The following is a 21223-nucleotide window of genomic DNA, read 5'->3' as shown; positions in this document are numbered from 1 at the left end:
TGCTGGTCCGGCGTCTAGCCAATCAGCCGCGCTTTCAATTCGGCGGAAGGGATCTCGCAGCTGTCCTTCCTGCCGAACAAGGCGTAGCGGTTCTTTGCAATGCGATCGTAGAGCCAGTCGCGAACAGGTCTTGGCAAGAGCAGCAGCGATCTCGCTGCCCGCCACGGCCAGCCCAGTTCGGCCATGACGGCAACGAAACTGTCCAGGTGGGTGAAGGCGGCGCCGTCGATGAGGACCAGATTGGACTCGTAGCTGTCCGTCCGCAGCCCGGATCTTCGAAACAGCGCTTCGCCGAGCGGCGACTGCGCCGTGGCGAAGCGGAAGCGCCCTTCACGGTCGAGCCTCACCACCATGCGCACGAAGCCCGAGCATAGCACGCAGACGCCGTCGAACACGATCAACGGATGGCTTGCTTCGAAGGATTCTGGAGGATGGATGAGGGTAGCCACGCGAGTCCCGGCTGCTAGGTCTCAAAAGACACTAAGCCGGTTGGCGGCGAGATCAAAGCCTTGGCGTTGTCGCACGCCGCCGGTCGGCCAGTGCAGGGCGCTCCGCACGGTAGGTGGTTGCGCGATGATTTGTGGCCGGCCTGCAGATTCGGCTGTCGTGACGGCTTTCCATGATCGTTATCAGTGTGCGCTGATACCAAGCGTGTTGCCGCGGCGTGCGCAAGCGGGGCCGGGGCCGCGCATGTAATAGCGCTCCGGCCGATAGGTCGGCGCGACGAATTCACGGATGGCGGCGGCATAGCCGGCGATGTGATTCCAGAAGTTCATTTTACCTGTCCCTGTCCCGATTTCGGATGTCCCTTCCGAATTGCGGGGATCATAGCGTCGAGGCGTGAATAGTCGGTGAACACGATGTTAATATCTGGTCGAAAATGCCTTGGTTCGTGGCCGGAATGCGGCTGATTCGGGGTCTTTCCATGCAGTTCGCCGACATTTCGGTCGATGTGACTTTTGCATCACATATGTTTCGTTTGGATGTCGCTCCGGCGCGCTTCTGTTTCAGCCTTGGTCGGTGTTGCGAAATTTCCATACTTGCCCGGGGAAAGTCAGGAACCCCTCCCGGCACAAGCACGTTGACCGCACGAGCCGGGATCAATCCGGCCCAAGCAGGCAGGCGGCTTCCGCGGGAACCGCCGCCGCAAACCCCGACACAGCAAGAACAATGGAAAGGCAAAGCCATGGGTTTCTTTTCGAAAGACATCAGGACGCTGGACGACCTCTTCGTCCACACGCTGCGCGATATCTATTACGCCGAAAAGCAGATCGAGAGGGCGCTGCCGAAGATGATCGACAAGGCGACCAATCCGCAATTGAAGGCCGGCCTGGAGAAGCACCTCGACCAGACCAAGGGCCATATCGAGCGCGTCGAGAAAGTGTTCGAACTGCATGGCGTCAGAGCCAAGACGGTCAACTGTCCGGCTATCGACGGCATTCTCGAAGAGGCCGATGAAGTCAGCGGCGACATCGACGACAAGGACGTTCTCGACGCTGCCCTGATTGCATCCGCGCAAGCAGTCGAGCACTATGAGATAACCCGTTACGGCACGTTGATCGCCTGGGCAAAGCAGCTTGGCCGCAGCGACTGCGCCAATGTCTTGGCTAACAACATCAAGGAAGAGCAGGCGACCGACCGCAAGCTTACCGAGATCGCGGAAGCCAAGGTCAACCTTCAGGCCGCCGAATAGGACTCTCTCGATCAAGGCAACGCCGAACAAAACCCGCTTTGCCTCGCTTTGCGGCGCCCGGAACTGAAACCGTTCAAGTGCGCCGGCGCCGCGGAGTCTTCGACGCCATATCAAATCGGCATAGGATCGCGTGCGATGGCCAGTCTCGAACAATATCACGCCAAGCGCGATTTCAAGAAGACCGGCGAGCCGGTTGGCAAGGTCTCTCGTGGCAAGAAGGTCTATGTCGGCGGCACCTTCGTCATCCACAAGCATGCCGCAACAAGGCTGCACTACGACCTTCGCCTCGAGCATGGCGGCGTTCTGTGGAGCTGGGCGGTGACGCGAGGCCCGAGCTTAGACCCGCACGAGAAGCGGCTTGCCGTCCATGTCGAGGACCATCCGATCGACTATGCGCCCTTCGAAGGCATCATTCCCAAGGGCGAATATGGCGGCGGCTCGGTTATCGTCTGGGACGAGGGCACATGGACACCGGAGACCGATCCAGCCCAGGCGATGAAGAAAGGCCATATCAGCTTCGAGCTCAACGGCCACAAATTGCACGGCCTTTGGCATCTGGTCCGGCTGAAGCCGCGTCCCCGCGAAAAGCGCGACAACTGGCTGCTGATCAAGTCCGACGATGCCGCCGCGCGGCCGGGCGAGGACATTCTGCGGGAGGCGCCGGAATCGGTGAAGTCCGGCCTGACGATCGAGGAGGTCGGCGAAGGCAAGACCGCAGACGGCAAGAAGGCGAGGGTCTGGCATTCAAACAAACCGGCCACCAGCAAGAAGGCCAGGGCGGCGAAACGGCTCGGATTTATCGAACCGTGTCTCGCCACGCTGCAAAGGGATGCCCCTCCCGGCGAGGAATGGCTGCATGAGGTCAAGTTCGACGGCTATCGCATGCAGGCGCAGCTTGCCGGCGCCGAGGTGCGGCTTTTGACCCGCACCGGCCTCGACTGGACGGACAAATTCGGCGGCGAGATTGTTGCAGAACTCGGGCGTCTGAAATGCACCGATGCCATCATCGACGGCGAGATCGTCGTGCTGGCGGACAGCGGCGTCTCGTCCTTCGCGCTGCTGCAGGCGGACCTGTCCGCGGGTCGCACGGACCGTTTTCTCTATTACGTCTTCGACCTGATGCGTCTCGACGGCGAAGACCTGCGCACAGAACCGCTGGTCGAGCGCAAGCAGGCTTTGCAAGACTTGCTCGGCAAACAGCCAGACAACCCGGCAGTCCGCTTCAGCGACCATTTTGCCGAGCCCGGCAAGGTCATGCTGGAGCACGCCTGCCGCATGGGGCTGGAAGGCATCGTCTCCAAGCGCGCCGACGCGCCCTATCGCAGCGGCCGCGGCCTGTCCTGGGTGAAGTCGAAATGCACGCTGCGCCAGGAATTCGTCATCGGCGGCTATCTGCCGTCGGAGAAGACCGGGCGTGGATTGCGTTCCTTGCTGGTCGGCTACCATGAGGGCGGCAAGCTGCATTATGCCGGCCGTGTCGGCACCGGTTTTTCGATGAAGACCGCCGCTGACCTGAAGAAAAAACTCGACGCGCTGAGGACGAAGACCTCGCCCTTCGACACGGCGGTGCCGAAAGGCAAGGGGCTGGCCTGGGTCAGGCCCGAACTTGTCGGCGAAGTGGAGTTCCGCAGCTGGACGTCGGACCGTATAATACGCCACGCCTCGTTCCAGGGATTGCGCGAGGACAAACCGGCGGAGGAAGTCGTGCAGGAAAAGCCGAAGGCACCCGCAGGCAAGGCCGACACCAAGGCAAAGCCTGCCGGGGGCAAGGGCGAGAAATTCACCTCTGCCAAATCCACGGGGGCGGCAAAAACCGTCGTAAAGCTTTCTCACCCCGACAAGCTTCTGTGGCCGCAGGAGAAGGTCTCGAAGCAGGGTCTGCTCGATCACTACGCCTTGGTCTGGCCACGCATGAAGCAGTTCGTCGTCAACCGGCCGCTCAGCCTTGTGCGTGCGCCGGACGGCATCGGCGGCCAGCGCTTCTTCCAGAAGCATGCGTCTGCCGGCATGCACGAAAAAATTGCCATGATGAAAGATCCGACGGACGGCGAGGAGATTTTGTTTGTTCGCGATTTCGACGGCATCGCTGCGTTGGTGCAACTCGGTGTGGTCGAGATCCACATCTGGGGCTGCACCATCGATGAACTGGAGAAGCCCGACCAGATCATCTTCGATCTCGATCCGGATGAGGGTGTCGACGTGAAAACGGTGCGCGCGGCGGCGCTCGACATCCGTACCCAGCTCGATGAGTTGTCCCTGCCGAATTTCGTCAAGACGTCGGGAGGCAAGGGCTATCATGTCGTCGTGCCGCTGAAACCGTCGGCGGATTGGGATGAGGTGAAGGACTTCGCCCATGATTTCGCCCGGGCGCTGGAACAGGCCGCACCTGATCGCTACACGGCGACACTGTCGAAGAAGGCGCGCACCGGAAAAATTTTCGTCGACTATCTGCGCAACGCCCGCGGCTCGACCACGGTCGCGCCCTACTCGTCGCGCGCCAAGAAGGGCGCCACCGTGTCGATGCCGGTGACCTGGGCGGAAATCGAGGCCGGGCTGGCGCCGAACGCCTTTCCGATCGGCGACAAGGCAACGCTGAAGCGGTTGGCGGAAGCCGACCCCTGGTCGGATTTTTTCAAGCAGGGCAAGCCGCTCAAGCGCGGCTGACCATCAGGCCAGAAACACCTTCTCGAACGCCTGCTTGCCCAACGGCGAAAAGACCACCGCGCGGCTGTCTTTCTCGCGCCGCGCCCATTTCTCCAGAAGGATCTTGTCGAGAATGGCGGCGCCCAGCGTGCCGGCCAGATGCGAGCGCCGCACGCTCCAGTCGAGGCAGGCCCGGCACACCGGTCGCCGCGCCTTACTCTCGACATCGATGCCGAGCGCAGCGAAATGCGAGGCGGCTGACTGCCCAAGCCTGATATCGTTGTCGTCGCGTATGAGGACTTTTTTGTCGACAAGGCGATCCAGCATCGCCACCGCCTGTTCTCCGGCGAGGTGGTCATAGCAGACCCGCGCCACGCGCATGGCCGCGTCGCGCGGACCTGGCCGCACACGCTGCGGCCCGACCGAAGCCGCGACGCCGGTGATGGCCTCGATCATACCAGCCACCTGCGGCCCGGCGAGCCCGTAGTAGCGATGCCGCCCCTGGCTTGCCAACGTCAGCAGCCCGCCCTCCATCAGTTTCGACAGATGCGAGCTGGCGGTCGGCAGCGACACGCCGGCCTCAAGCGCCAGTTCGCTCGCCGTCAGTGCCGTGCCGCCCATCAGCGCGGTCAGCATGTTTGCCCGCGCCGGATCGCCGACCAGGCTGGCGATGCGGGCTATGTCGGGTCCTTCGCGCATAGTTCGTCCTTCATCGAAGTATTCTTGTCAGATAATCACTATTCTGAGGTCAGATCAAGGAGACGACGATGACCGCAAGAACCGCTCCCAACGCCGTATCCGCCAGCCGGTTCGGCCGCCTACCGTTCCCGTTCGTGACATTGCGCCGGTTGCGGCTGCGGCTCCTGGCGCGGTGGTACGACCGCCATCTGCAGCGCCTCGACCTCGCCGAGATTGACGAGCACCTTTTGGGCGATCTTGGCCTGACGCCAGAAGACGTTCGCCGCGAATGCGCGAAATCCTTCTGGCAAGCATGATCACCGGAGAAATTGCCTAGCACATCGACCCTCGGAACGTTTTGATGCTGCTCGAACTGTCGCCGCAAGAAAGCATCCAACTGGAGACGAAAATGACCATCACCTGCTTTATCCGCTACGAGATCGATCCGTTCGGCAAGGCGGCGTTCGAGGAATATGCCCACAACTGGGGCCAGGCCATTCCGCGCTGCGGTGCTGATCTGATCGGCTATTTTGCGCCGCATGAAGGCTCGGCCACGACGGCCTATGCCGCCTACAACATCGACAGCCTTGCGGCCTACGAAGCCTATCGTATCAGGCTCGCCGCCGATCCGGCCGGCAAGGCGAATTACGAATTCGCGCGGCGTGAGAAATTCATCCTCAAGGAGGATCGCATGTTCCTGAAGCTAGCCTCGGGGCCGCACGCACCGCTGGTGCTGCCATGATTGCCGTCATCTTCGAAGTCGAGCCGGCGGCAGGTAAGCGCGATGCCTATCTCGGCATCGCAGCCGACCTGCGCCCGCTGCTCGATGGCATAGACGGATTTCTGTCGATCGAACGCTTCCAGAGCCTTGTCGACGAAAACCGCATCCTGTCACTGTCATTCTGGCGCGACGAGGAAGCGGTGAAAGCCTGGCGCAACACCGAGGAACATAGGCAGGCTCAGAAGGCCGGCCGTGGCGGTATCTTTGCCGGCTATCGTCTGCGCATCGCCCATGTCGTGCGCGACTATGGTCTGACCGAACGCGCCGAGGCGCCTGCGGATAGCCGGGTGGTTAATGGGTAGGGATTGCTACGCATTCCCGATCAGTACCCCCGCCGCAAACACCAGTGCGCCGCCCAGCACCACCTGGAAGGCGGCGCGCCAGAATGGCGTCTGCATGTAGCGGTTCTGCACGAAGGCGATTGCCCACAATTCGAAGAACACCACCACAGCCGCGATAATCGTCGCCGTCCAGAAATACGGGATGAGGTAAGGCAGTGCATGGCCGAGGCCGCCCAGCGCCGTCATGACGCCTGTGGTGATGCCACGTTTCACCGGTGAGCCGCGGCCCGACAGCTTGCCGTCGTCGGAGGCGACCTCGGTGAAGCCCATCGAGATGCCGGCGCCGATCGAGGCGGCAAGCCCGACTAGGAAGGTCTGGAACGTGTCGTGCGTGGCAAAGGCGGCGGCAAAGATCGGCGCCAGCGTCGACACCGATCCGTCCATCAGCCCGGCCAGTCCCGGCTGCACATAGGTCAGGATGAACTGGCGCTGCTCGGCCGCGGCCTCCTCGTCCTTCACCGCGCCCGGCACATGCTTTTGTTCCAGCCGCTGCGCCAGCGTCTCGTGGCCCTGTTCGGCCACCGCCAGATCGTCGAGCAGCTTTCGCGTCGAGGCATCGCTGGTGCGTTTCGCCGCCTCGACGTAGAACAGGTAGGCCTGCCGCTCCATCGCCTCGGCCTGTTGGCGCACATGCTCGATGCCGAGCGGCCTGACCAGCCAGTCGGGTTTGCGCTCGTAGTAGCCTTTCACATGCTCGCGCCGGATCAGCGGAATGCGCTCGCCGAAGCGTTTGCGGTGAAGCTCGATCAGCGAGTCGCGATGGCCGTCCTCCTCCTCCGCCATCTCCTCGAACACCTTGGCCGATTGCGGAAAGCTTTCCGCCAGCCCGTCGGCATAGGCACGATAGATGCGCCCGTCATCTTCCTCGGATGAGATGGCGAGCGCCAGGATCTCTTGCTCCGAGAGCGATTCGAAGGGACGGCGGCCGAAACCGAAAACACGGGAAAGCATGAGAAAATGACCCTAGTTTAGAATAGTTCTAAACTAGGGTTTGGCGTGCCATTGGTCAATCGCGCCCGTCGCCCGGACGTTTAAATTTATTGGCTCCGGGATTTTTCCTCCTGCCTCTTCATTATTAGCGAATGTTCACCTATATAGCTGAACCTAAGTCAAGAGAAAGGAATCCGTAGATGCCGGCAAAACAGCCCACCCACGCATTTGACCCGAAGCCTGTTCTCGACCTCATCGCCAGCATCGAGGCCGATCTGCAGCGCCTCAAAGGCCTGGTCGAGCAGCAGGTCGAAAAATTCGATCCGGCCAATCCGCACAACAAGGGCCCCGACGGCAAGCTGACCGAGGAGGGGGTCGAATGCTGCTATCGCATGTTCGACGAGGGCAAATCGCGCTATTCGGTAGCCCAACAGATGAAGATTTCCTTCGCCGCCGCCACCCATCGCTTCAACACCTGGCGCAAAATGGGCGGCGCCAAACGGCAACGGACGCTTTTGGGGTGAGGAGCGGTCGGCCGCGGTCTGATCAATCGACAACGATTTGTCGATTGAAGCGACGAACGCCCGAAGCCATGGCGAAGGGTCCGGGGCGGTCGATGACAGGCGCACCGCCCCTCTTCCTACCAACGGGAATTTGTTACGGTCACATTTTTTCATTGGTGCGCCGCCTCCCTTTCCGGGCATCATGAACGCAACATGCCTTGCCACGGGACCACTTCATGACCGCCACCACGCCTCCCGGCATCGCCGACATCCGCGGTGCTGCGGAGCGGTTGTCCGGCCTGATCGTCGAAACGCCGCTGATTGAATCGCCTGAGCTGAACAAGCGCTTCGACGCCAGGATCCTGTTCAAGCCGGAAACGCTGCAGCGCACCGGCTCGTTCAAGTTCCGCGGCGCCTACAACAAGCTGTCTTCGCTGAGCGACGAGGAGCGCAGCCGTGGCGTCGTCGCCTTCTCGTCGGGCAACCATGCGCAAGGCGTCGCCGCATCGGCGGCGATGTTAGGCGTCAAGGCGATCATCGCCATGCCGTCCGACGCACCGGCGATGAAGGTCGGCAATGTCAGGAAAATGGGAGCGGAAGTGGTTCCGTTCGACCGTTTCCGCGATGACCGCATGACGGTCGTTCGCCCTTACATCGAAAGGGGCATGGTTCTGGTCCCGCCTTTCGACGATCCGGCCATCATCGCCGGCCAGGGCACGATCGGCCTCGAACTGATGGTGCAGGCGAAAGCGCTCGGGGTGAGGCTCGATGCGGTCGTCATTCCCTGCGGCGGCGGCGGCTTAAGCAGCGGCATTTCCATTGCGGTGAAGGATGCCTCGCCGGATACGGCCGTCTGGGCGGTGGAACCCGAGCATTTCGACGACACCTGTCGTTCCCTGGCCAGAGGTGTCCGGGTTTCGATCGAACCCGGCCACACTTCGATCTGCGACGCGCTCCTCACCGCCGAGCCGGGCGCGATCACTTTCGAGATCAACCGCAAGAACCTCGCCGGCGGCATTGCCGTTTCCGACAGGGCCGCGGCACAGGCGATGCGCGACGCCATGGCCCATCTCAAGCTGGTGGTCGAACCCGGCGGCAGCGTCGCGCTGGCGGCGCTGTCATCAGGCGAGATCGAACTATCAGGCAAATGCGTCGCCGTGGTGCTGTCCGGCGGCAATGTCGATTTCAACACCTATGCCGAGATCATGGCGGCGGCTTAGGTGGCGACCAGTTCCGGATCACGCGTCGATGCAACGTGCTAAAGCGCGCCTTGCGCATCCAGTCGAACCGGTCTCAGAGGCTGACATGGAATGAAACTGTTCTTCAGCCGCAATCCCAATCCTCGCCTCGCGGTCGCGGCGGCACGTTATCTCAACGCGAAGGTCGAGTTTGAATTCGCCTCCCCCTTCGCTCCGGGGCAGGCTGAGCGATTTCGCCCGCTAAATCCCAATCTTTCATTGCCCATACTTGTAGGCTCGGGAAAGAGCCTCTGGGAGGCCGACGCCATAGCCTGCCGGCTTGCACGCGACGCGCATTCGGACTTCTGGCGCACCGGTGACGACGAACCCGAAATGATCCGATGGCTCAGTTGGGGGAAGGAGAACTTCGCAAGAGCTTGCGACGTCGTGCATTTCGAACGCGGCACCAAACAGCGGTATGGGCTCGGCCCGATTGATCAGGACCGGGTTGAGGAGGGGCTGAGAGACTTCCGCACCGCCGCAGCAACACTTGAGGCCGAGCTTTCCGGTCGGGAATGGCTGGTCGAAAATTCGGTTTCCTATGCCGACTTTCGAATGGCGACGTTTCTGCCCTTCAACGATGTCGCCGGATTGCCGCTCGCTGATTATCCTTCCGTCAGCCGCTGGTATCGTCGGCTTGAAGAAATCGATACTTGGCGCGATCCCTTCAAAGGATTGGCTGCGCCTGAATTGCCGCCGGTCCCGGGTCAGGCCAACCCCGCGTAAGCTGATTGAGTTTGTTCCTAATCCAACGTCCGGCGGAAGCGCACCAGCGCCGTGCCGGCGAACAGCGCCACGAACAACATCAGCCAGCCGACCTCAGCCGCTATTGCATTGAAATCAGCGCCTTTCAGCATCACCGCACGGGTGATGCGCAGGAAGTGTGTCAGCGGGAAGATTTCGCCCAGCACCTGTGCCCAGCCCGGCATGCCGCGATAGGGAAACATGAAGCCGGACAGCAGCAACGATGGCAGGAAGAAGAAAAACGTAAGCTGCATCGCCTGCATTTGCGAACGCGCCATTGTCGAGATCGTATAGCCGAGTAGCACCAGCGAAAGCACGAAGACAAGCACCGTCGAAAGAAGAAGCGTCAGGGAGCCCACGAACGGAATGCTGAACAACAGCTTGGCCGCCACCAGCACCACCGCGACCTGCACCGCACCAACGACAAGGAAAGGCAGCACCTTGCCCAGCATGATTTCGGCCGGGCTGGACGGCATCGCCAAAAGGTTCTCCATCGTGCCGCGTTCGGTTTCACGGGTAAGCGCCATTGCTGTCATCATCACCATGGTCATCTGCAGGATGACGCCGAGCAGGCCGGGCACGATGTTGTACTGCGAGATGCCTTCCGGATTGTAACGCTGGTGCACCACCACCTGCAGCTGCTCTTTGGCGGTTTCAGCGGCGGTCGCTTGCATGCCCTGGGCACGCAGCAGTGCCTGGCTCGCCACCTTGCTCAGTGTCGAAACGGCGCCGCTCGCCGCCGATGGATCGGTTGCATCGGCCTCGATCAGGATTTGCGGGCTGTCGCCGCGCTCGACCCGTCGGGCGAAGTCGGCGGGGATGGTGACGACGAAAGAGACGGCGCCCTTGGCCATCAGGGCTTCGGCCTCGGCGGCGCTCTGCGTCACATGGTCGAAGCGGTAGTAGCCCGTCATCTGCAGGGCTGAGACCATGGCGCGCGTATACTGGTCGTTGCTCATCGCCACGAGCGCTGTCGGCAGGCTCTTGGGATCGTTGTTGATGGCGAAGCCGAACAGCACCAGCTGCATCAGCGGCACGCCCAGCATCATGGCGAAGGTTATGCGATCGCGCCGCATCTGGATGAACTCCTTGATCAGCAGCGCGCCGAGCCTGGCAAAGGAAAAGACGCTGTTTATCCCATTTTTCATCCCATGTTGTCCTTCGAGCCGGACATAAACTGGATGAAGACATCCTCTAGGCTGGTCTCGCCTGGCGTTACGGTCACGCTCTTGTGCTCTTTCTCGACATCGGCAAGTGCTGCTTCCAATTTCTTTTTGTCGGAACCGACGACATGCAGCGTCGCACCGAACGGTGCCACCTGGTCGACGCCGGGACGGCCGCTGAGTGTGACGGCAACCTGATCGAGCTGAGGGCCCTGCAGGACGAAGGTCGTCAGCCCGGCATTCCGCACCACCTCGTCGACCGTGCCGGTGGCCAGCAGCTTGCCATAGGAGATGTAGCTGATGCGGTGGCAACGCTCGGCTTCGTCCATATAATGGGTGGAGACCAGCACGGTCAGACCGCCGCTGGCCAGCCGATGGATCTCATCCCAGAATTCGCGCCGCGCCTTCGGGTCGACGCCCGCCGTCGGCTCGTCGAGCAGCAGCAGTTTCGGCTGGTGCATGATGCAGGCGGCAAGCGCCAGCCGCTGCTTCCAGCCGCCGGACAGCGTGCCGGCCAACTGGTCCTTGCGCGAGGTGAGTCCGAGCTCCTCCAGTGTCCTGCCGACATATTCGCCGAGCGGCTTCAACTGGTAGAGCCGTGCCACGAATTCGAGATTCTCGGCGATGGTCAGATCCTCGTAGAACGAGAATTTCTGGGTCATGTAGCCGACTTCGCGCTTGATGCTCAAACTGTCGGTGCGGATGTTGAAACCGAGCACCGTGCCTTCGCCCTCATCCGGCGTCAGCAGGCCGCACATGATGCGGATGGTCGTCGTCTTGCCCGAGCCATTTGGGCCGAGGAAGCCGACGATCTCGCCTTCGGCCACCGTCATCGTCACATGGTCGACGACGGTCTTGTTGCCGAAGCGCTTGACCAGGCCATGGACGTCGATGACGTTCATTTTTCGATATCCGCCAGATCGACGTCGACGATCTGCCCCGGTTGCAGCGGACCCGCGTCGCCCTCTGGCCGTGCCTCCACCAGGTAGACCAGCTTCTGCCGGGTCTCGAGCGAGTAGATCACCGGCGGCGTGAATTCCGGGTCCGGCGACACGTAGCTGACCCGTGCCTTCACGTCAGGTCCGCAGCCGTCACAACGGACATTAAGCAGCGCTCCGACCTTTATCGACGAGAACGCATTTTCCGGAACATAGACGCTGAGCTTCATGGCACCGTCCGGCAGCATCGAAATGACCGGCGCGGTCGGGCCGGCGGTGTCGCCCGGATTGCGGATCACGTCGTTGACGCGGCCGGGCGCCGGCGCCGCCAGCACGCGTTTCGATAGCCGCCATCGCGCTTGCTCCAGCGCTGATTGCGCTTGATTGACCTGATTCTCGGCAGCCTTGATCGTCTCCGGCCGCGCCGGCAGGCCGCCGACAGCGAGATTGGCCTCCGCCTGGCCGACCTGCGCGTTGGCTGTTTCCAGCGTGGCGGAGGCCGTATCGTAATCGGCCTGCGTGCCGGTGCCGCGTTTGAACAGGTCGCTGGCGCGGTTGTATCTGCGCTTGGCATCGGCGGCTTGCGCCTTGGCCATGTCGACCTGCGCCTTGAGCACCTCGATCTCTTCCGGCCGCTTGCCGACCTGCAGATCGGCGAGTTGCGCCTGCGCCTGAGCAAGGGCCCCCTCGGCTTGCGCGACAGCTATTCTTGCGTCGGCGCTTTCCAGCGTCACCACCGGTGTGCCTGGTTCGACGCGGTCGCCGCGCTTGACCGCGACCGTCTCGACCTGCGCCACTTCTATCGGCGCAAGCAGCACATAATCGCCCTCGACATAGCCGACGGCGAGCGGCGCCGCCGGTGCGCAGGCGCTGAAAAGCAGGGCGGCGAGCGGCAGGGAGCAAAGAAAACTCATGACCTACGATCCTTCCGGGCGACCAATATGGCCCCAAGGTTATCCGTTACCGCCGCGGCAATCTTGATAGCCTCGGCGTCGCCGATCCCGCGCCAGCCCATGCGGCGCATCACCGCCTCGCGGCCGATGCGGAAATAGATGACCTGACCGATCAGCGTGAACACGGTGAGCCGGGTAGCCTCGCTTTCGGCGGCCTCGCCCGTCGCCTGCTCCCAGATCAGGCATAGCCGGCGATGCGTCGGCTCGAACACGCCGTCATAGATGCGGTCGAGTGCCGCCGTTGGATGCGAAAGCTCGCGCAGGACGAATTGCACGATCTCGCCGGCCTCCGGCCTTGCCACGACAAACATCACCATCCGCTCCAGCGCGGTGAAGAGTTGTGCCCGCGCCGCTTCGGGGTCGCTTGGCGCCTGCAGATTGCCGATCGCCTGGCCGGCAATGGTCTGGATGGTGTCGACGATATAGTCGGCTGCAGCCGCGCGAAGCCCTTCCTTGCCGCCGAAATGATAGGCGATCGAGCCGATATTGGCCTTGGCCTCAGCCGCGATCTCGCGCGTCGAGGTGCCGTCGAAACCCTGCCGTCCGAACAGCTTCAGTGCCGCGCGGACAAGTGCCGCGCGCGTCATGTCAGCGGGAGATGCCTCGCGACGCGGAATTTTGGCGTTTGTTAATTTGCTCATGGCGAGTCATTTAATCAATCGAATGATTAAAGTCAACCCTAGCCTATCTCCACCTTGCCATCTCCAGCCGCACGCGCTTTAGTGCGAAGCCATGGTCAAGGAAATCGAGCGCAAGTTCCTGGTCTCCGGCAGTGAGTGGCGTGATCTGGTCGAGGCGGACATCCGCATTCGCCAGTTCTATCTCGCCGCCGCACCCGGCCGCTCGGTGCGCGTGCGCATCAGCGATGGTGCCTTGGCCAAGCTGACGCTCAAATTCGGCAGCGGACCCCGCGAACGCGACGAATTCGAATATCCGATCCCTCTGGCGGAGGCGGAAGAGATGCTGGCTTTCGCGATCGGACATGTCATCGAGAAGACACGCCACCATGTTAGGCATCGCGGCTATCTCTATGAAGTCGACGTCTTCGGCGGGATGCTTAGCGGTCTGGTGGTCGCCGAGCTCGAGACGCCTAAGGACGTGCCGGACGAAATGCTGCCAGATTGGCTCGGCCGCGAAGTCACCGGCGAGCAGAGATTCTATAACGCGTCGCTGGCCCTCGGGGGGATTCCGGAGATCGCCGCATGAGCTATCGCATCGATCCGCGCCTGCCGTTGACCGGCGAAGTCAGGCGCATCCTCGCCGAGGAGATCGGCAAGGCGCTCGTCCATCTGGACGCGGCGCGCGACAGGCCAGAACAGGGACTGCACAAATGCCGCAAGCGCCTGAAGAACGTCCGCGCCCTGCTGCGCCTGGTCCGTTCCGGAGACGAAACATTCTGCGTGACCGAAAACCAGTGTTACCGGCAGGTGGCGGCCCTGCTTGCCGGTCCGCGCGAGGCGACCGCGCTGGTTGAAACCATCGACCGGCTGGCGGCAAGCTTTCCCGAACAGAGCGCGGGCGGCGGTCTCGATGTCGTGCGCGAGACGCTCGTCGCGCGCCAGCACGAATTGCATGGCGGCGTCGGCCTCGACGCTGCGATAAACGCCGCGATCGCCGCTTGCGAGGAGGGCATCAACCGGATTGATATGCTGGCCTTGCCCGACCAGCCCGAGCAAGCCGCTGATGTGCTTGCCGAAGGCGCCCGCATCACTCTGCGTCGCGCCAGAAAGGCGCTGGACAAGGCCGGCTCCCGCGGCGAGGCCGACGATTTCCACGATCTGCGCAAGGCGGCAAAGACCCACGGCATGCACCTGTCGCTGCTCGGAAGGCTGTGGCCGACGCCGATCAAGGCCCGGCGCAAGGCGGTTGACGAACTCGGCGAAAAGCTGGGCGAACTGCATGATGTGTTCGTCATGCGTGCACTTCTCGATGCCGACGACCGGCCGCTCGGCTCTCCTCAAGAAACGCGGCTCCTGGGCAAGCTTTTGAAGCGTTCGGAGAAAAGCCTGAAAAAGACCTGTCTCGCCGCAGCCGCCGATCTGTTCGGTGACAGCCCCAAGCGCTCGACAAGGAAACTTGCGCGCAAGGCACGCGACGATCTGGCCGCCGCGCCGCGCGAAGACGCCAGCGCGCCCGGCGCCGCAGGCTGACGCGGTCCTCCGGCTCGAGATCATGGTCTAGGCCGCCGGCCTGTGGTAATCGCCGTCTGGCATGATCGAGACCGGTGACACGCTTCTGGACCGACTTGGCCGCTGGCTTGCCGGCCGGCTGCAGGAGGAATCGTCCGGCTACGAGCCTTACACGCCGTCCGATGCCGAAACGCTGCGCCGAACGCTTGAGCCCGGCGACATCCTGCTCATCGAGGGCAACCAGAAGATCTCGGCGGCGATCAAATACCTGACCCAGTCGACCTGGTCGCATGCGGCCTTCTATGTCGGCGATGCCTTGCCCGAACCGGCGGACGGATCGGAACGACGGCGCCTGATCGAGGTCACGCTTGGCGAGGGCTGCATCGCTGTGCCGCTGTCGCGCTACCGCACCTACAACACGCGCATCTGCCGGGCGAGCGGCCTGGCGCCGGAAGATCGCGACAAGGTCGTTGCCTTCATGATCGGCAAGCTTGGTCTCAGATACGACCTCAAGAACATCTTCGACATGCTGCGTTATTTCTTGCCGACGCCGCCGGTACCGGTGCGCTGGCGCCGCCGCATGCTGGCTTTCGGCTCCGGCGATCCGACACGGGCCATCTGTTCCTCGCTGATCGCCGAGGCCTTTGGCCAGATCCGCTATCCCATCCTGCCCGAGATCACCCAGGCGCCCGGCCGCGCCTCGGCCCAGTCGAACTATTCGCGCAAGGAAATCCTGCACATCCGCCACCACTCGCTCTACACGCCGCGCGATTTCGACCTGTCGCCCTACTTCCGCATCGTCAAGCCGACGCTGGAATACGGGTTCGACTACCGGCAGATGATTTGGGGCGACAAGGCTGCCGGTGCGGAGACCAAGGTCATCGAATAGTAGCTCGTCTATGCTAGCAGCGGGGGTCGTCCCTTCGCGGCGGCAGCGGACCGGTCATTCGCTTGCGCGCCGGCATCGCGTGGATGCGGCCCGATCGGCATGATCACTGGGAACGGCGTTGCACCAAAAGCAAAAGTCCATTTGTAACCGACCAGCCCGTCTTCGGGCGTCGTGTGCTGGTCGTGATGGGCAAGCAGCTTGGCGCGGTCCGCCAGTTCCTCCGCCTCGCGCCTCACCATTTCCGCCGTCTCTGGCCGCATCCGCCTGGAGAAGCTGACGAACGTCGCCTCACGCTCCAGATGCGTGATCGCCCAGCCGACGAAATTCTTGTTGGTCATCTCGAAAAGCGGCCTGAGCGGCCCTTCGAAATTCCACTGGATGGGCGTCTCGACCAGTAGCCGGGCCGACAGGCCACGGCCGAGCGCGACCAGGCCCAGCTCCTTCAGGTCACGCAGATAGAGGAACATCGAAGCCTCGCTCAACCCTTGTGAGCGCATGATACCTTCGGGCGTGAATTTTTCGGAAAGCATGACGAAGATGAAGAGCAGCGCCGGCCGACCGGCGAGCTTGCGTTCGATCTCCGGCGCGATGTGATTGACGGGGCCGGGCCCCCTGTTCATCGAGCCGAGCACGTTTTCCAACTCGACGCCGGCAGCGGTGCAGATCTCCATCAGCCGATCGAGTTTGCAGTTGCGTTCGTGAAAGATACGCTTCACGGTCGGCTCGGAAACGCCCATGCGCTCGGCGAGCGCGCGATAGGTGACGCCCTTCGCCTTCAGCGTCCGCTTTAGCGCCTCGAAGATCAGACTGTTCATCGGATGCACCTCTTCTGCGCGATTTCGTATCGACGTTCGATACTAGATACAACCAGCCTTCCAGAAAAGTATCGGAAAACCTAGGTCTCCGCTGTCACCACAGGAGACCAGCCATGAAAACCCTTATTCGCTCGACACTTCTCGCCGTCATCGGCATCGCAACGATGCCTGCCGCCCATGCCGGGGAAATCTGGCGCGCCACCGGCTTCGAGCAACCGGAATCGGCGCTGTTCGACGCCGCCAACAAACGCATCATAGTTTCCAACATCGTCGGCAATCCCGGCGACGCCGACGACAACGGCTATCTGTCGGTGCTGTCGCTCGACGGCAAGATCACCAGCCGGTACTGGACCGACGGCATGGACGCACCCAAGGGCATGGCGATCTCGGGCGGCAAGCTCTACGTCGCCGACATCACGAAAATCCGCGTCGTCGATCTCGCCAGCGGCAAGCTCGTCTCGACCATCGACGTACCGAATGCCGCCTTCCTCAACGACGTGACCGCAGACGCTTCCGGCAAAGTCTATGTCACCGACATGCTGGCCGACGCGATCTACTGCATCGACGGCGACAAGCCGGAGCTGTTCGTCAGGGATGCGACACTTGCTTCGCCCAATGGCATCTTCGCCGATGGCGGCCGGTTGATCGTCGCGTCCTGGGGCAAGGGCATCAAATCAGACTTCAGCGCCGCCGAGCCGGGCGGCCTGCTCGCAGTCGATCTCGCCACGAAGGCGGTCACGCCGCTGCCCGGCGCGCAAAAATTTGCCGACCTCGACGGCGTCATCGCCATCGGCGACAGCATCTACGCCACCGCCTACATGACCGGCACGCTCTATCGCTACAAGGCCGGCGGCACGCCCGAGGCGGTTGCGCATTTCAAGCCGGGCAGCGCCGACATCGGCACCGACGGCGAAAGGATCTTCGTGCCGTTGATGAGCGAGGGCGAGGTGGCGGCGCTGACGCTCGACTGAGAAATGCCTGATCGCTAGCCTGCCCTACGGCCGGCGATCAGATCGCGGACGGATCGTTGTTCTGAGCCGAAGCTCTCCCGTCGATTCAGGCGTCGTCGCCCTGCCCGCGCCGTCGCTGTAGCGTCCGTGCGGCGAGCCAGCACAGCATTGCCCAGGCGAAGCCAGCGCACCATCCGGCCAGCACGTCGGACGGCCAATGAACGCCGAGATAGATGCGGCTGATTCCGACCAGCACTGTCGTCAGCACTGCAAGTGCCAGCACATAGATCTTCGTCGTCCGCCCAGGCAGGAAGCGCGCCGCCATGCTGCCCAGCGTGAGATAGGTCACCGCCGACAGCATGGCATGGCCGCTCGGGAAGGAGAGCGTCGCCACGTCGGCGAGATGCGAGACGAGTTCCGGGCGCGGCCGGTCGACACCGGCTTTCAGCAGGCTCGACAGAGCCTGACCACCCGCCACCGCCACGAAGATGAGAAGCGCTGTTCCCTGCCTGCGGATCAGGAGCAGATAGATGGTTACTGCCACTGTGACCAGCCCGAGCACGCTGACGCTGCCGAGACTGGTGATGTCGCGCATCGCCCCTTCCAGCCACGCCGGGCCGACTGGATTGTCGGGCTGGCCGGCTTCGCGGAAGGCGAGCAGGATTTCGGTATCGAAGGCGTGCGGCGTGGTGGCTAGCGCCGCCTCCATCAGCTCCTCGAACCCCCACAACCCGCCGGCAATGACCAGCCCGGCCAGCAACACCGGGAATTCGATCCAGTTGAGCAGCGGGTTCTTCATCGAGCCGATCGTCCCCTAGCGCCGCGCGTCCTTTTGGACCTGCAAAAAGACGCTGTAGCGCTTTGATTCCTGTGCCATGACCCAAGAAAATCGATTTCGATCTTGGGATCATGCGCAATCACAGTCTTTGCAGATAGGGACCGAGCGTGATCAGCGCCACTGACGCGACGGCGAGGACGATGCCGGTCGTCTGCAAGGCGTTGACGCGCTCGCCGAAGAAAGCCAGTGCCACCACGTTCACCGACACCAACTGGATCACCGCCGACAGGCTGAACGACACCGACATACCGAATTCGCGGATCAACCTCAGCATGACCAGATTGCCTAGCGAATAGAGCGCGAGCGTCAGCACGATCTTGCCGAGGCTGGGCGCCAGCCCCCATTGCTTCGCCGCCATCGCCGCGAGCAGGAAGATAACGGTCGAAACGACAAGCTGTACCAGTCCCCAGAAACTCACTTTTCACCCCTCCTGATGCGGCCTTTGCCGCGCCTGCCGCAAATCTTGTTTCCGAAGCGCCGGTCGCGGTCAAGCGGGGCTGATCAAGGACACGAAAACGGGGGTGGAAATTGGCCGGCACCGTCATCAAACTGTGATCTGCCGGCGATACGCGGTCAGTCAAGCAATCGCTCCAGCCATCCCAAAGAAGCCAGAGGCAAGCACCATGACCGGACATCGTTCCCCAAACGCCCATTTCCGCACCAGCCTGCTTGAGGAAAACGACGGGCCAGGAGCCAATCCCACCGACAACCGGACGATGGGCGAGATCATCGCCGCGCGTTTCTCGCGCCGTGGTTTCCTGCAGGGATCGGTCGCGGCGACCGCCATCGCCGTCACCGTCAGCCCGCTCGCACTGATCCTCGCCGACGAGGCCCGCGCCGGCGGCGGCTCGGCTTTTACTTTCGACGAGGTCGAGGCTGGCGTCGATGACAAGCACCATGTCGCCGCCGGTTACGACGCCGACGTGCTGTTGCGCTGGGGGGATCCGCTGTTTGCCGATTCGCCGGAATTCGATCCGACAAAACAGTCGGCGCAGGCCCAGGCCAGACAATTCGGCTACAACAACGACTACGTCGGCTACATCCCGCTCGAGGGCTCGGCCGAGCATGGCCTGCTGGTGGTCAACCACGAATACACCAACCCGCATCTGATGTTCCCGGGCATCGTCACCATCGTCGATGGCGAGGCAAAACAGGCGCCGCTGAGCAAGGAACAGGTCGATGTCGAGATGGCCGCGCATGGCATGACCGTTGTCGAAATCCGCAAGGTTGACGGCAAGTGGCAGGTCGTGCGCGACGGCAAGCAGAATCGCCGGATCACCTCTGCGACCGAGATGGTTTTGACCGGCCCGGCTGCCGGCCACAATCGACTCAAGACCAATGCCGATCCGACCGGCACGAAGGTGCTGGGTACCGTCAACAACTGTGCTGGTGGAATGACGCCTTGGGGAACGGTCATGTCGGGCGAGGAAAACTTCCACGGCTATTTCGCTGGTGAGCTTCCAGCCGATCATCCGGAAGCGGCAAGTTACAAGCGATACGGCATTCCTGACGGCGCCTATGAATGGGCGAATTTCTACGAGCGCTTTGACGTCTCCAAGGAGCCGAACGAGCCGAACCGTTTCGGCTGGATGGTCGAGATTGATCCGACCGACCCCAACTCCGTCCCGAAAAAGCGCACCGCGCTTGGCCGCCTCAAGCATGAAGGCGCCGAGTCGGCCGTCGCCAAGGATGGCCGTGTGGTGCTCTACCAAGGTGACGACGAGCGTTTCGACTATGTCTACAAATTCGTCACGGCCGGCAAGTTCAACGCCGAGGACCGCGCCGCCAATATGGATCTTCTCGACGACGGCACGCTCTACGTCGCCAATTTCGCCGAGGACGGTACGCTTGAATGGCTGCCACTGGTTCACGGTCAGGGTCCGTTGACCGCCGAAAACGGCTTTGCCAGCCAGGCCGACGTGCTGATCGGGACAAGGCTTGCCGCCGACCGTCTCGGCGCCACCAAGATGGACCGCCCCGAGGACATCCAGCCCAACCCGACGACCGGCAAGGTCTATGTCATGCTGACCAACAATACCAAGCGCAAGGCGGACCAGATCGACGCCGCCAATCCGCGCGCCGAAAACGCCTTCGGCCACATCATCGAGATCGCCGAGGACGGTGGCGATTTCACTGCCACGAAGGGCAAGTGGGAAATCCTGTTGAAATGCGGCGATCCCTCGGTGGCCGAAGTCGGCGCCTCCTTCTCGACCGCGACCACCGCCAATGGCTGGTTCGGCATGCCGGACAATTGCGCCGTCGATGCGGCAGGCCGGCTCTGGGTGTCGACCGACGGCCAGGGTCCGAAGGCGACCGACCGCACCGACGGCCTGTGGGCGGTCGACACCGAGGGCGAGGCGCGGGCGACATCAAAGCTGTTCTTCCGCGTGCCGATCGGTGCTGAACTGTGTGGCCCGATATTCACGACGGACGACCAGACCGCTTTCGTCGCGGTCCAGCATCCGGCCGATGGCGGCGAAGACTGGGAGCCGTTCGGCCGCCCCTCTTACTATGAGGACCTGTCGACCCGCTGGCCCGACTTCAAGCCCGACATGCCGGTGCGGCCATCGGTCGTCGCCATCACCAAACAGGGCGGTGGCAAGATCGCGGTCTGACGCGCGGCGCGGCTTTTGCTTGCACCTCAAGGAAGGATTTCGGCAATACGAAATCCCTCCTTTCCCCTTGCGCGGGCGCATCCACCTTAATGCGCCTGATCATTTAGCCTGAATATCTCAAAGTGAGGGGGTGCATCGGCCCCGAGAATCTGAGAAACTGCTTTTGCAACAAAGAGTTATCAGATCCAAGGACGGGGTCCGATGCAAACACACTGTATCTCTGACCAGCTCGAATTTGAAGGCTTCGACGCCCACAAAGTTGTCGCCGGTTTCGACGGTGGGGCGATCACCTCGGATGCCGGCGCCTTGCTGCTTCGCCACGCCGACGGGGCTATCGGCCTTTTCGACCGGGTGGCCGCTTGCTTCATCGACCACCGCGATC

The 21223-nt window shown here is 62.5% G+C and carries 25 protein-coding genes; 14 read left to right on the top strand and 11 right to left on the bottom strand.

Features of this window, described 5'->3' with window-relative positions; all coding sequences use genetic code 11:
- Positions 1 to 14: 14 nt before the first annotated feature.
- A complete protein-coding gene (locus tag IQ26_RS29785) occupies positions 15 to 449 on the bottom strand; it encodes a thiol-disulfide oxidoreductase DCC family protein (RefSeq protein ID WP_145721911.1) in 435 nt (144 codons plus the stop codon).
- Positions 450 to 629: 180 nt separating this feature from the next.
- Positions 630 to 776 (bottom strand): hypothetical protein, encoded by a 147-nt coding sequence (locus IQ26_RS39820; RefSeq protein WP_145721910.1) that lies wholly within the window; start codon positions 774 to 776, stop codon positions 630 to 632.
- 410 nt (positions 777 to 1186) lie between these two features.
- Between IQ26_RS39820 and IQ26_RS29775 the strand changes: the two genes are divergently transcribed.
- Complete coding sequence (locus tag IQ26_RS29775; protein WP_145721909.1) at positions 1187 to 1693, top strand: YciE/YciF ferroxidase family protein; 507 nt, start codon at positions 1187 to 1189, stop codon at positions 1691 to 1693.
- A 135-nt stretch (positions 1694 to 1828) separates the two neighbouring features.
- Positions 1829 to 4357: a DNA ligase D gene (gene ligD / locus IQ26_RS29770; RefSeq protein ID WP_145721908.1), complete on the top strand. Its 2529-nt coding sequence runs from the start codon at positions 1829 to 1831 to the stop codon at positions 4355 to 4357.
- A gap of 3 nt (positions 4358 to 4360) precedes the next feature.
- Here ligD and IQ26_RS29765 read toward each other — a convergent pair whose 3' ends face one another.
- On the bottom strand, positions 4361 to 5035 hold the full coding sequence (locus IQ26_RS29765; protein ID WP_145721907.1) for an ArsR/SmtB family transcription factor: 675 nt from the start codon (positions 5033 to 5035) through the stop codon (positions 4361 to 4363).
- 68 nt (positions 5036 to 5103) lie between these two features.
- On the opposite strand from IQ26_RS29765, the gene IQ26_RS29760 reads away from it, so the two are divergent.
- The 3 genes from IQ26_RS29760 (at position 5104) to IQ26_RS29750 (ending at position 6097) form a co-directional block, all read left to right on the top strand.
- Complete coding sequence (locus IQ26_RS29760) at positions 5104 to 5331, top strand: DUF1127 domain-containing protein (protein ID WP_145721906.1); 228 nt, start codon at positions 5104 to 5106, stop codon at positions 5329 to 5331.
- A 92-nt stretch (positions 5332 to 5423) separates the two neighbouring features.
- Positions 5424 to 5756: an NIPSNAP family protein gene (locus IQ26_RS29755; protein WP_145721905.1), complete on the top strand. Its 333-nt coding sequence runs from the start codon at positions 5424 to 5426 to the stop codon at positions 5754 to 5756.
- Complete coding sequence (locus tag IQ26_RS29750) at positions 5753 to 6097, top strand: antibiotic biosynthesis monooxygenase family protein (RefSeq protein ID WP_145721904.1); 345 nt, start codon at positions 5753 to 5755, stop codon at positions 6095 to 6097. Before IQ26_RS29755 ends, IQ26_RS29750 begins: the two co-directional genes overlap by 4 nt.
- Positions 6098 to 6103: 6 nt before the next feature.
- Here the strand turns inward: IQ26_RS29750 and mbfA are convergent, their stop codons facing one another.
- Positions 6104 to 7087 carry an iron exporter MbfA gene (gene mbfA / locus IQ26_RS29745; protein WP_145721903.1) on the bottom strand — a complete coding sequence of 328 codons (984 nt, stop codon included), beginning with the start codon at positions 7085 to 7087 and terminating at the stop codon, positions 6104 to 6106.
- 179 nt (positions 7088 to 7266) lie between these two features.
- On the opposite strand from mbfA, the gene IQ26_RS29740 reads away from it, so the two are divergent.
- The 3 genes from IQ26_RS29740 (at position 7267) to IQ26_RS29730 (ending at position 9533) form a co-directional block, all read left to right on the top strand.
- Positions 7267 to 7590, top strand: coding sequence for a hypothetical protein (locus IQ26_RS29740; RefSeq protein WP_145721902.1), 324 nt, complete (start codon positions 7267 to 7269; stop codon positions 7588 to 7590).
- Between the two features lie 215 nt (positions 7591 to 7805).
- A complete protein-coding gene (locus IQ26_RS29735) occupies positions 7806 to 8789 on the top strand; it encodes a threonine/serine dehydratase family protein (protein ID WP_145721901.1) in 984 nt (327 codons plus the stop codon).
- A 90-nt stretch (positions 8790 to 8879) separates the two neighbouring features.
- A complete protein-coding gene (locus IQ26_RS29730; protein WP_145721900.1) occupies positions 8880 to 9533 on the top strand; it encodes a glutathione S-transferase family protein in 654 nt (217 codons plus the stop codon).
- 17 nt (positions 9534 to 9550) lie between these two features.
- Here the strand turns inward: IQ26_RS29730 and IQ26_RS29725 are convergent, their stop codons facing one another.
- Genes IQ26_RS29725 through IQ26_RS29710 form a run of 4 tightly spaced genes read right to left on the bottom strand, consistent with a single transcriptional unit; the run spans position 9551 to position 13246 of the window.
- Entirely contained in the window at positions 9551 to 10699 is a 1149-nt protein-coding gene (locus IQ26_RS29725) for an ABC transporter permease (RefSeq protein WP_322791125.1), read from the bottom strand.
- Entirely contained in the window at positions 10696 to 11616 is a 921-nt protein-coding gene (locus IQ26_RS29720; protein WP_145721899.1) for an ABC transporter ATP-binding protein, read from the bottom strand. Before IQ26_RS29720 ends, IQ26_RS29725 begins: the two co-directional genes overlap by 4 nt.
- On the bottom strand, positions 11613 to 12566 hold the full coding sequence (locus IQ26_RS29715; protein ID WP_145721898.1) for an HlyD family secretion protein: 954 nt from the start codon (positions 12564 to 12566) through the stop codon (positions 11613 to 11615). Before IQ26_RS29715 ends, IQ26_RS29720 begins: the two co-directional genes overlap by 4 nt.
- Positions 12563 to 13246: a CerR family C-terminal domain-containing protein gene (locus IQ26_RS29710; protein WP_145721897.1), complete on the bottom strand. Its 684-nt coding sequence runs from the start codon at positions 13244 to 13246 to the stop codon at positions 12563 to 12565. The genes IQ26_RS29715 and IQ26_RS29710 overlap by 4 nt, the downstream gene beginning before the upstream one ends.
- 91 nt (positions 13247 to 13337) lie before the next feature.
- On the opposite strand from IQ26_RS29710, the gene IQ26_RS29705 reads away from it, so the two are divergent.
- The 3 genes from IQ26_RS29705 (at position 13338) to IQ26_RS29695 (ending at position 15623) form a co-directional block, all read left to right on the top strand.
- Positions 13338 to 13811 (top strand): CYTH domain-containing protein, encoded by a 474-nt coding sequence (locus IQ26_RS29705; RefSeq protein ID WP_145721896.1) that lies wholly within the window; start codon positions 13338 to 13340, stop codon positions 13809 to 13811.
- The gene (locus IQ26_RS29700) at positions 13808 to 14755 is read left to right on the top strand and encodes a CHAD domain-containing protein (protein ID WP_145721895.1); all 948 of its coding nucleotides are present in this window, start codon (positions 13808 to 13810) and stop codon (positions 14753 to 14755) included. The genes IQ26_RS29705 and IQ26_RS29700 overlap by 4 nt, the downstream gene beginning before the upstream one ends.
- A gap of 61 nt (positions 14756 to 14816) precedes the next feature.
- Positions 14817 to 15623, top strand: coding sequence for a C40 family peptidase (locus IQ26_RS29695; RefSeq protein ID WP_145721894.1), 807 nt, complete (start codon positions 14817 to 14819; stop codon positions 15621 to 15623).
- Between the two features lie 8 nt (positions 15624 to 15631).
- On the opposite strand, the gene IQ26_RS29690 is transcribed toward IQ26_RS29695, so the two are convergent.
- A complete protein-coding gene (locus IQ26_RS29690) occupies positions 15632 to 16438 on the bottom strand; it encodes a helix-turn-helix domain-containing protein (RefSeq protein ID WP_240547298.1) in 807 nt (268 codons plus the stop codon).
- Positions 16439 to 16551: 113 nt separating this feature from the next.
- Between IQ26_RS29690 and IQ26_RS29685 the strand changes: the two genes are divergently transcribed.
- Positions 16552 to 17409 (top strand): SMP-30/gluconolactonase/LRE family protein, encoded by an 858-nt coding sequence (locus IQ26_RS29685; protein ID WP_145721892.1) that lies wholly within the window; start codon positions 16552 to 16554, stop codon positions 17407 to 17409.
- A gap of 85 nt (positions 17410 to 17494) precedes the next feature.
- Here the strand turns inward: IQ26_RS29685 and IQ26_RS29680 are convergent, their stop codons facing one another.
- A complete protein-coding gene (locus IQ26_RS29680; RefSeq protein WP_145721891.1) occupies positions 17495 to 18187 on the bottom strand; it encodes a phosphatase PAP2 family protein in 693 nt (230 codons plus the stop codon).
- A 118-nt stretch (positions 18188 to 18305) separates the two neighbouring features.
- The gene (locus IQ26_RS29675; protein WP_145721890.1) at positions 18306 to 18644 is read right to left on the bottom strand and encodes a hypothetical protein; all 339 of its coding nucleotides are present in this window, start codon (positions 18642 to 18644) and stop codon (positions 18306 to 18308) included.
- A gap of 205 nt (positions 18645 to 18849) precedes the next feature.
- Here IQ26_RS29675 and IQ26_RS29670 point away from each other — a divergent pair, with 205 nt between their 5' ends.
- Together IQ26_RS29670 and IQ26_RS29665 are read left to right on the top strand one after the other, a co-directional pair.
- Positions 18850 to 20841 carry a PhoX family protein gene (locus IQ26_RS29670; protein ID WP_145721889.1) on the top strand — a complete coding sequence of 664 codons (1992 nt, stop codon included), beginning with the start codon at positions 18850 to 18852 and terminating at the stop codon, positions 20839 to 20841.
- 201 nt (positions 20842 to 21042) lie between these two features.
- Positions 21043 to 21223, top strand: a 181-nt coding sequence (locus IQ26_RS29665; protein ID WP_208760242.1) for a transposase, incomplete at its 3' end; no start/stop codon positions are given.

Origin of the sequence: Mesorhizobium tianshanense (assembly GCF_007830515.1) — a bacterium.
Taxonomy (GTDB): Bacteria; Pseudomonadota; Alphaproteobacteria; order Rhizobiales; family Rhizobiaceae; genus Mesorhizobium; species Mesorhizobium tianshanense.
Note: the sequence above shows the minus strand (reverse complement) of the source record. Positions and strands in the feature narration are given on the sequence as shown.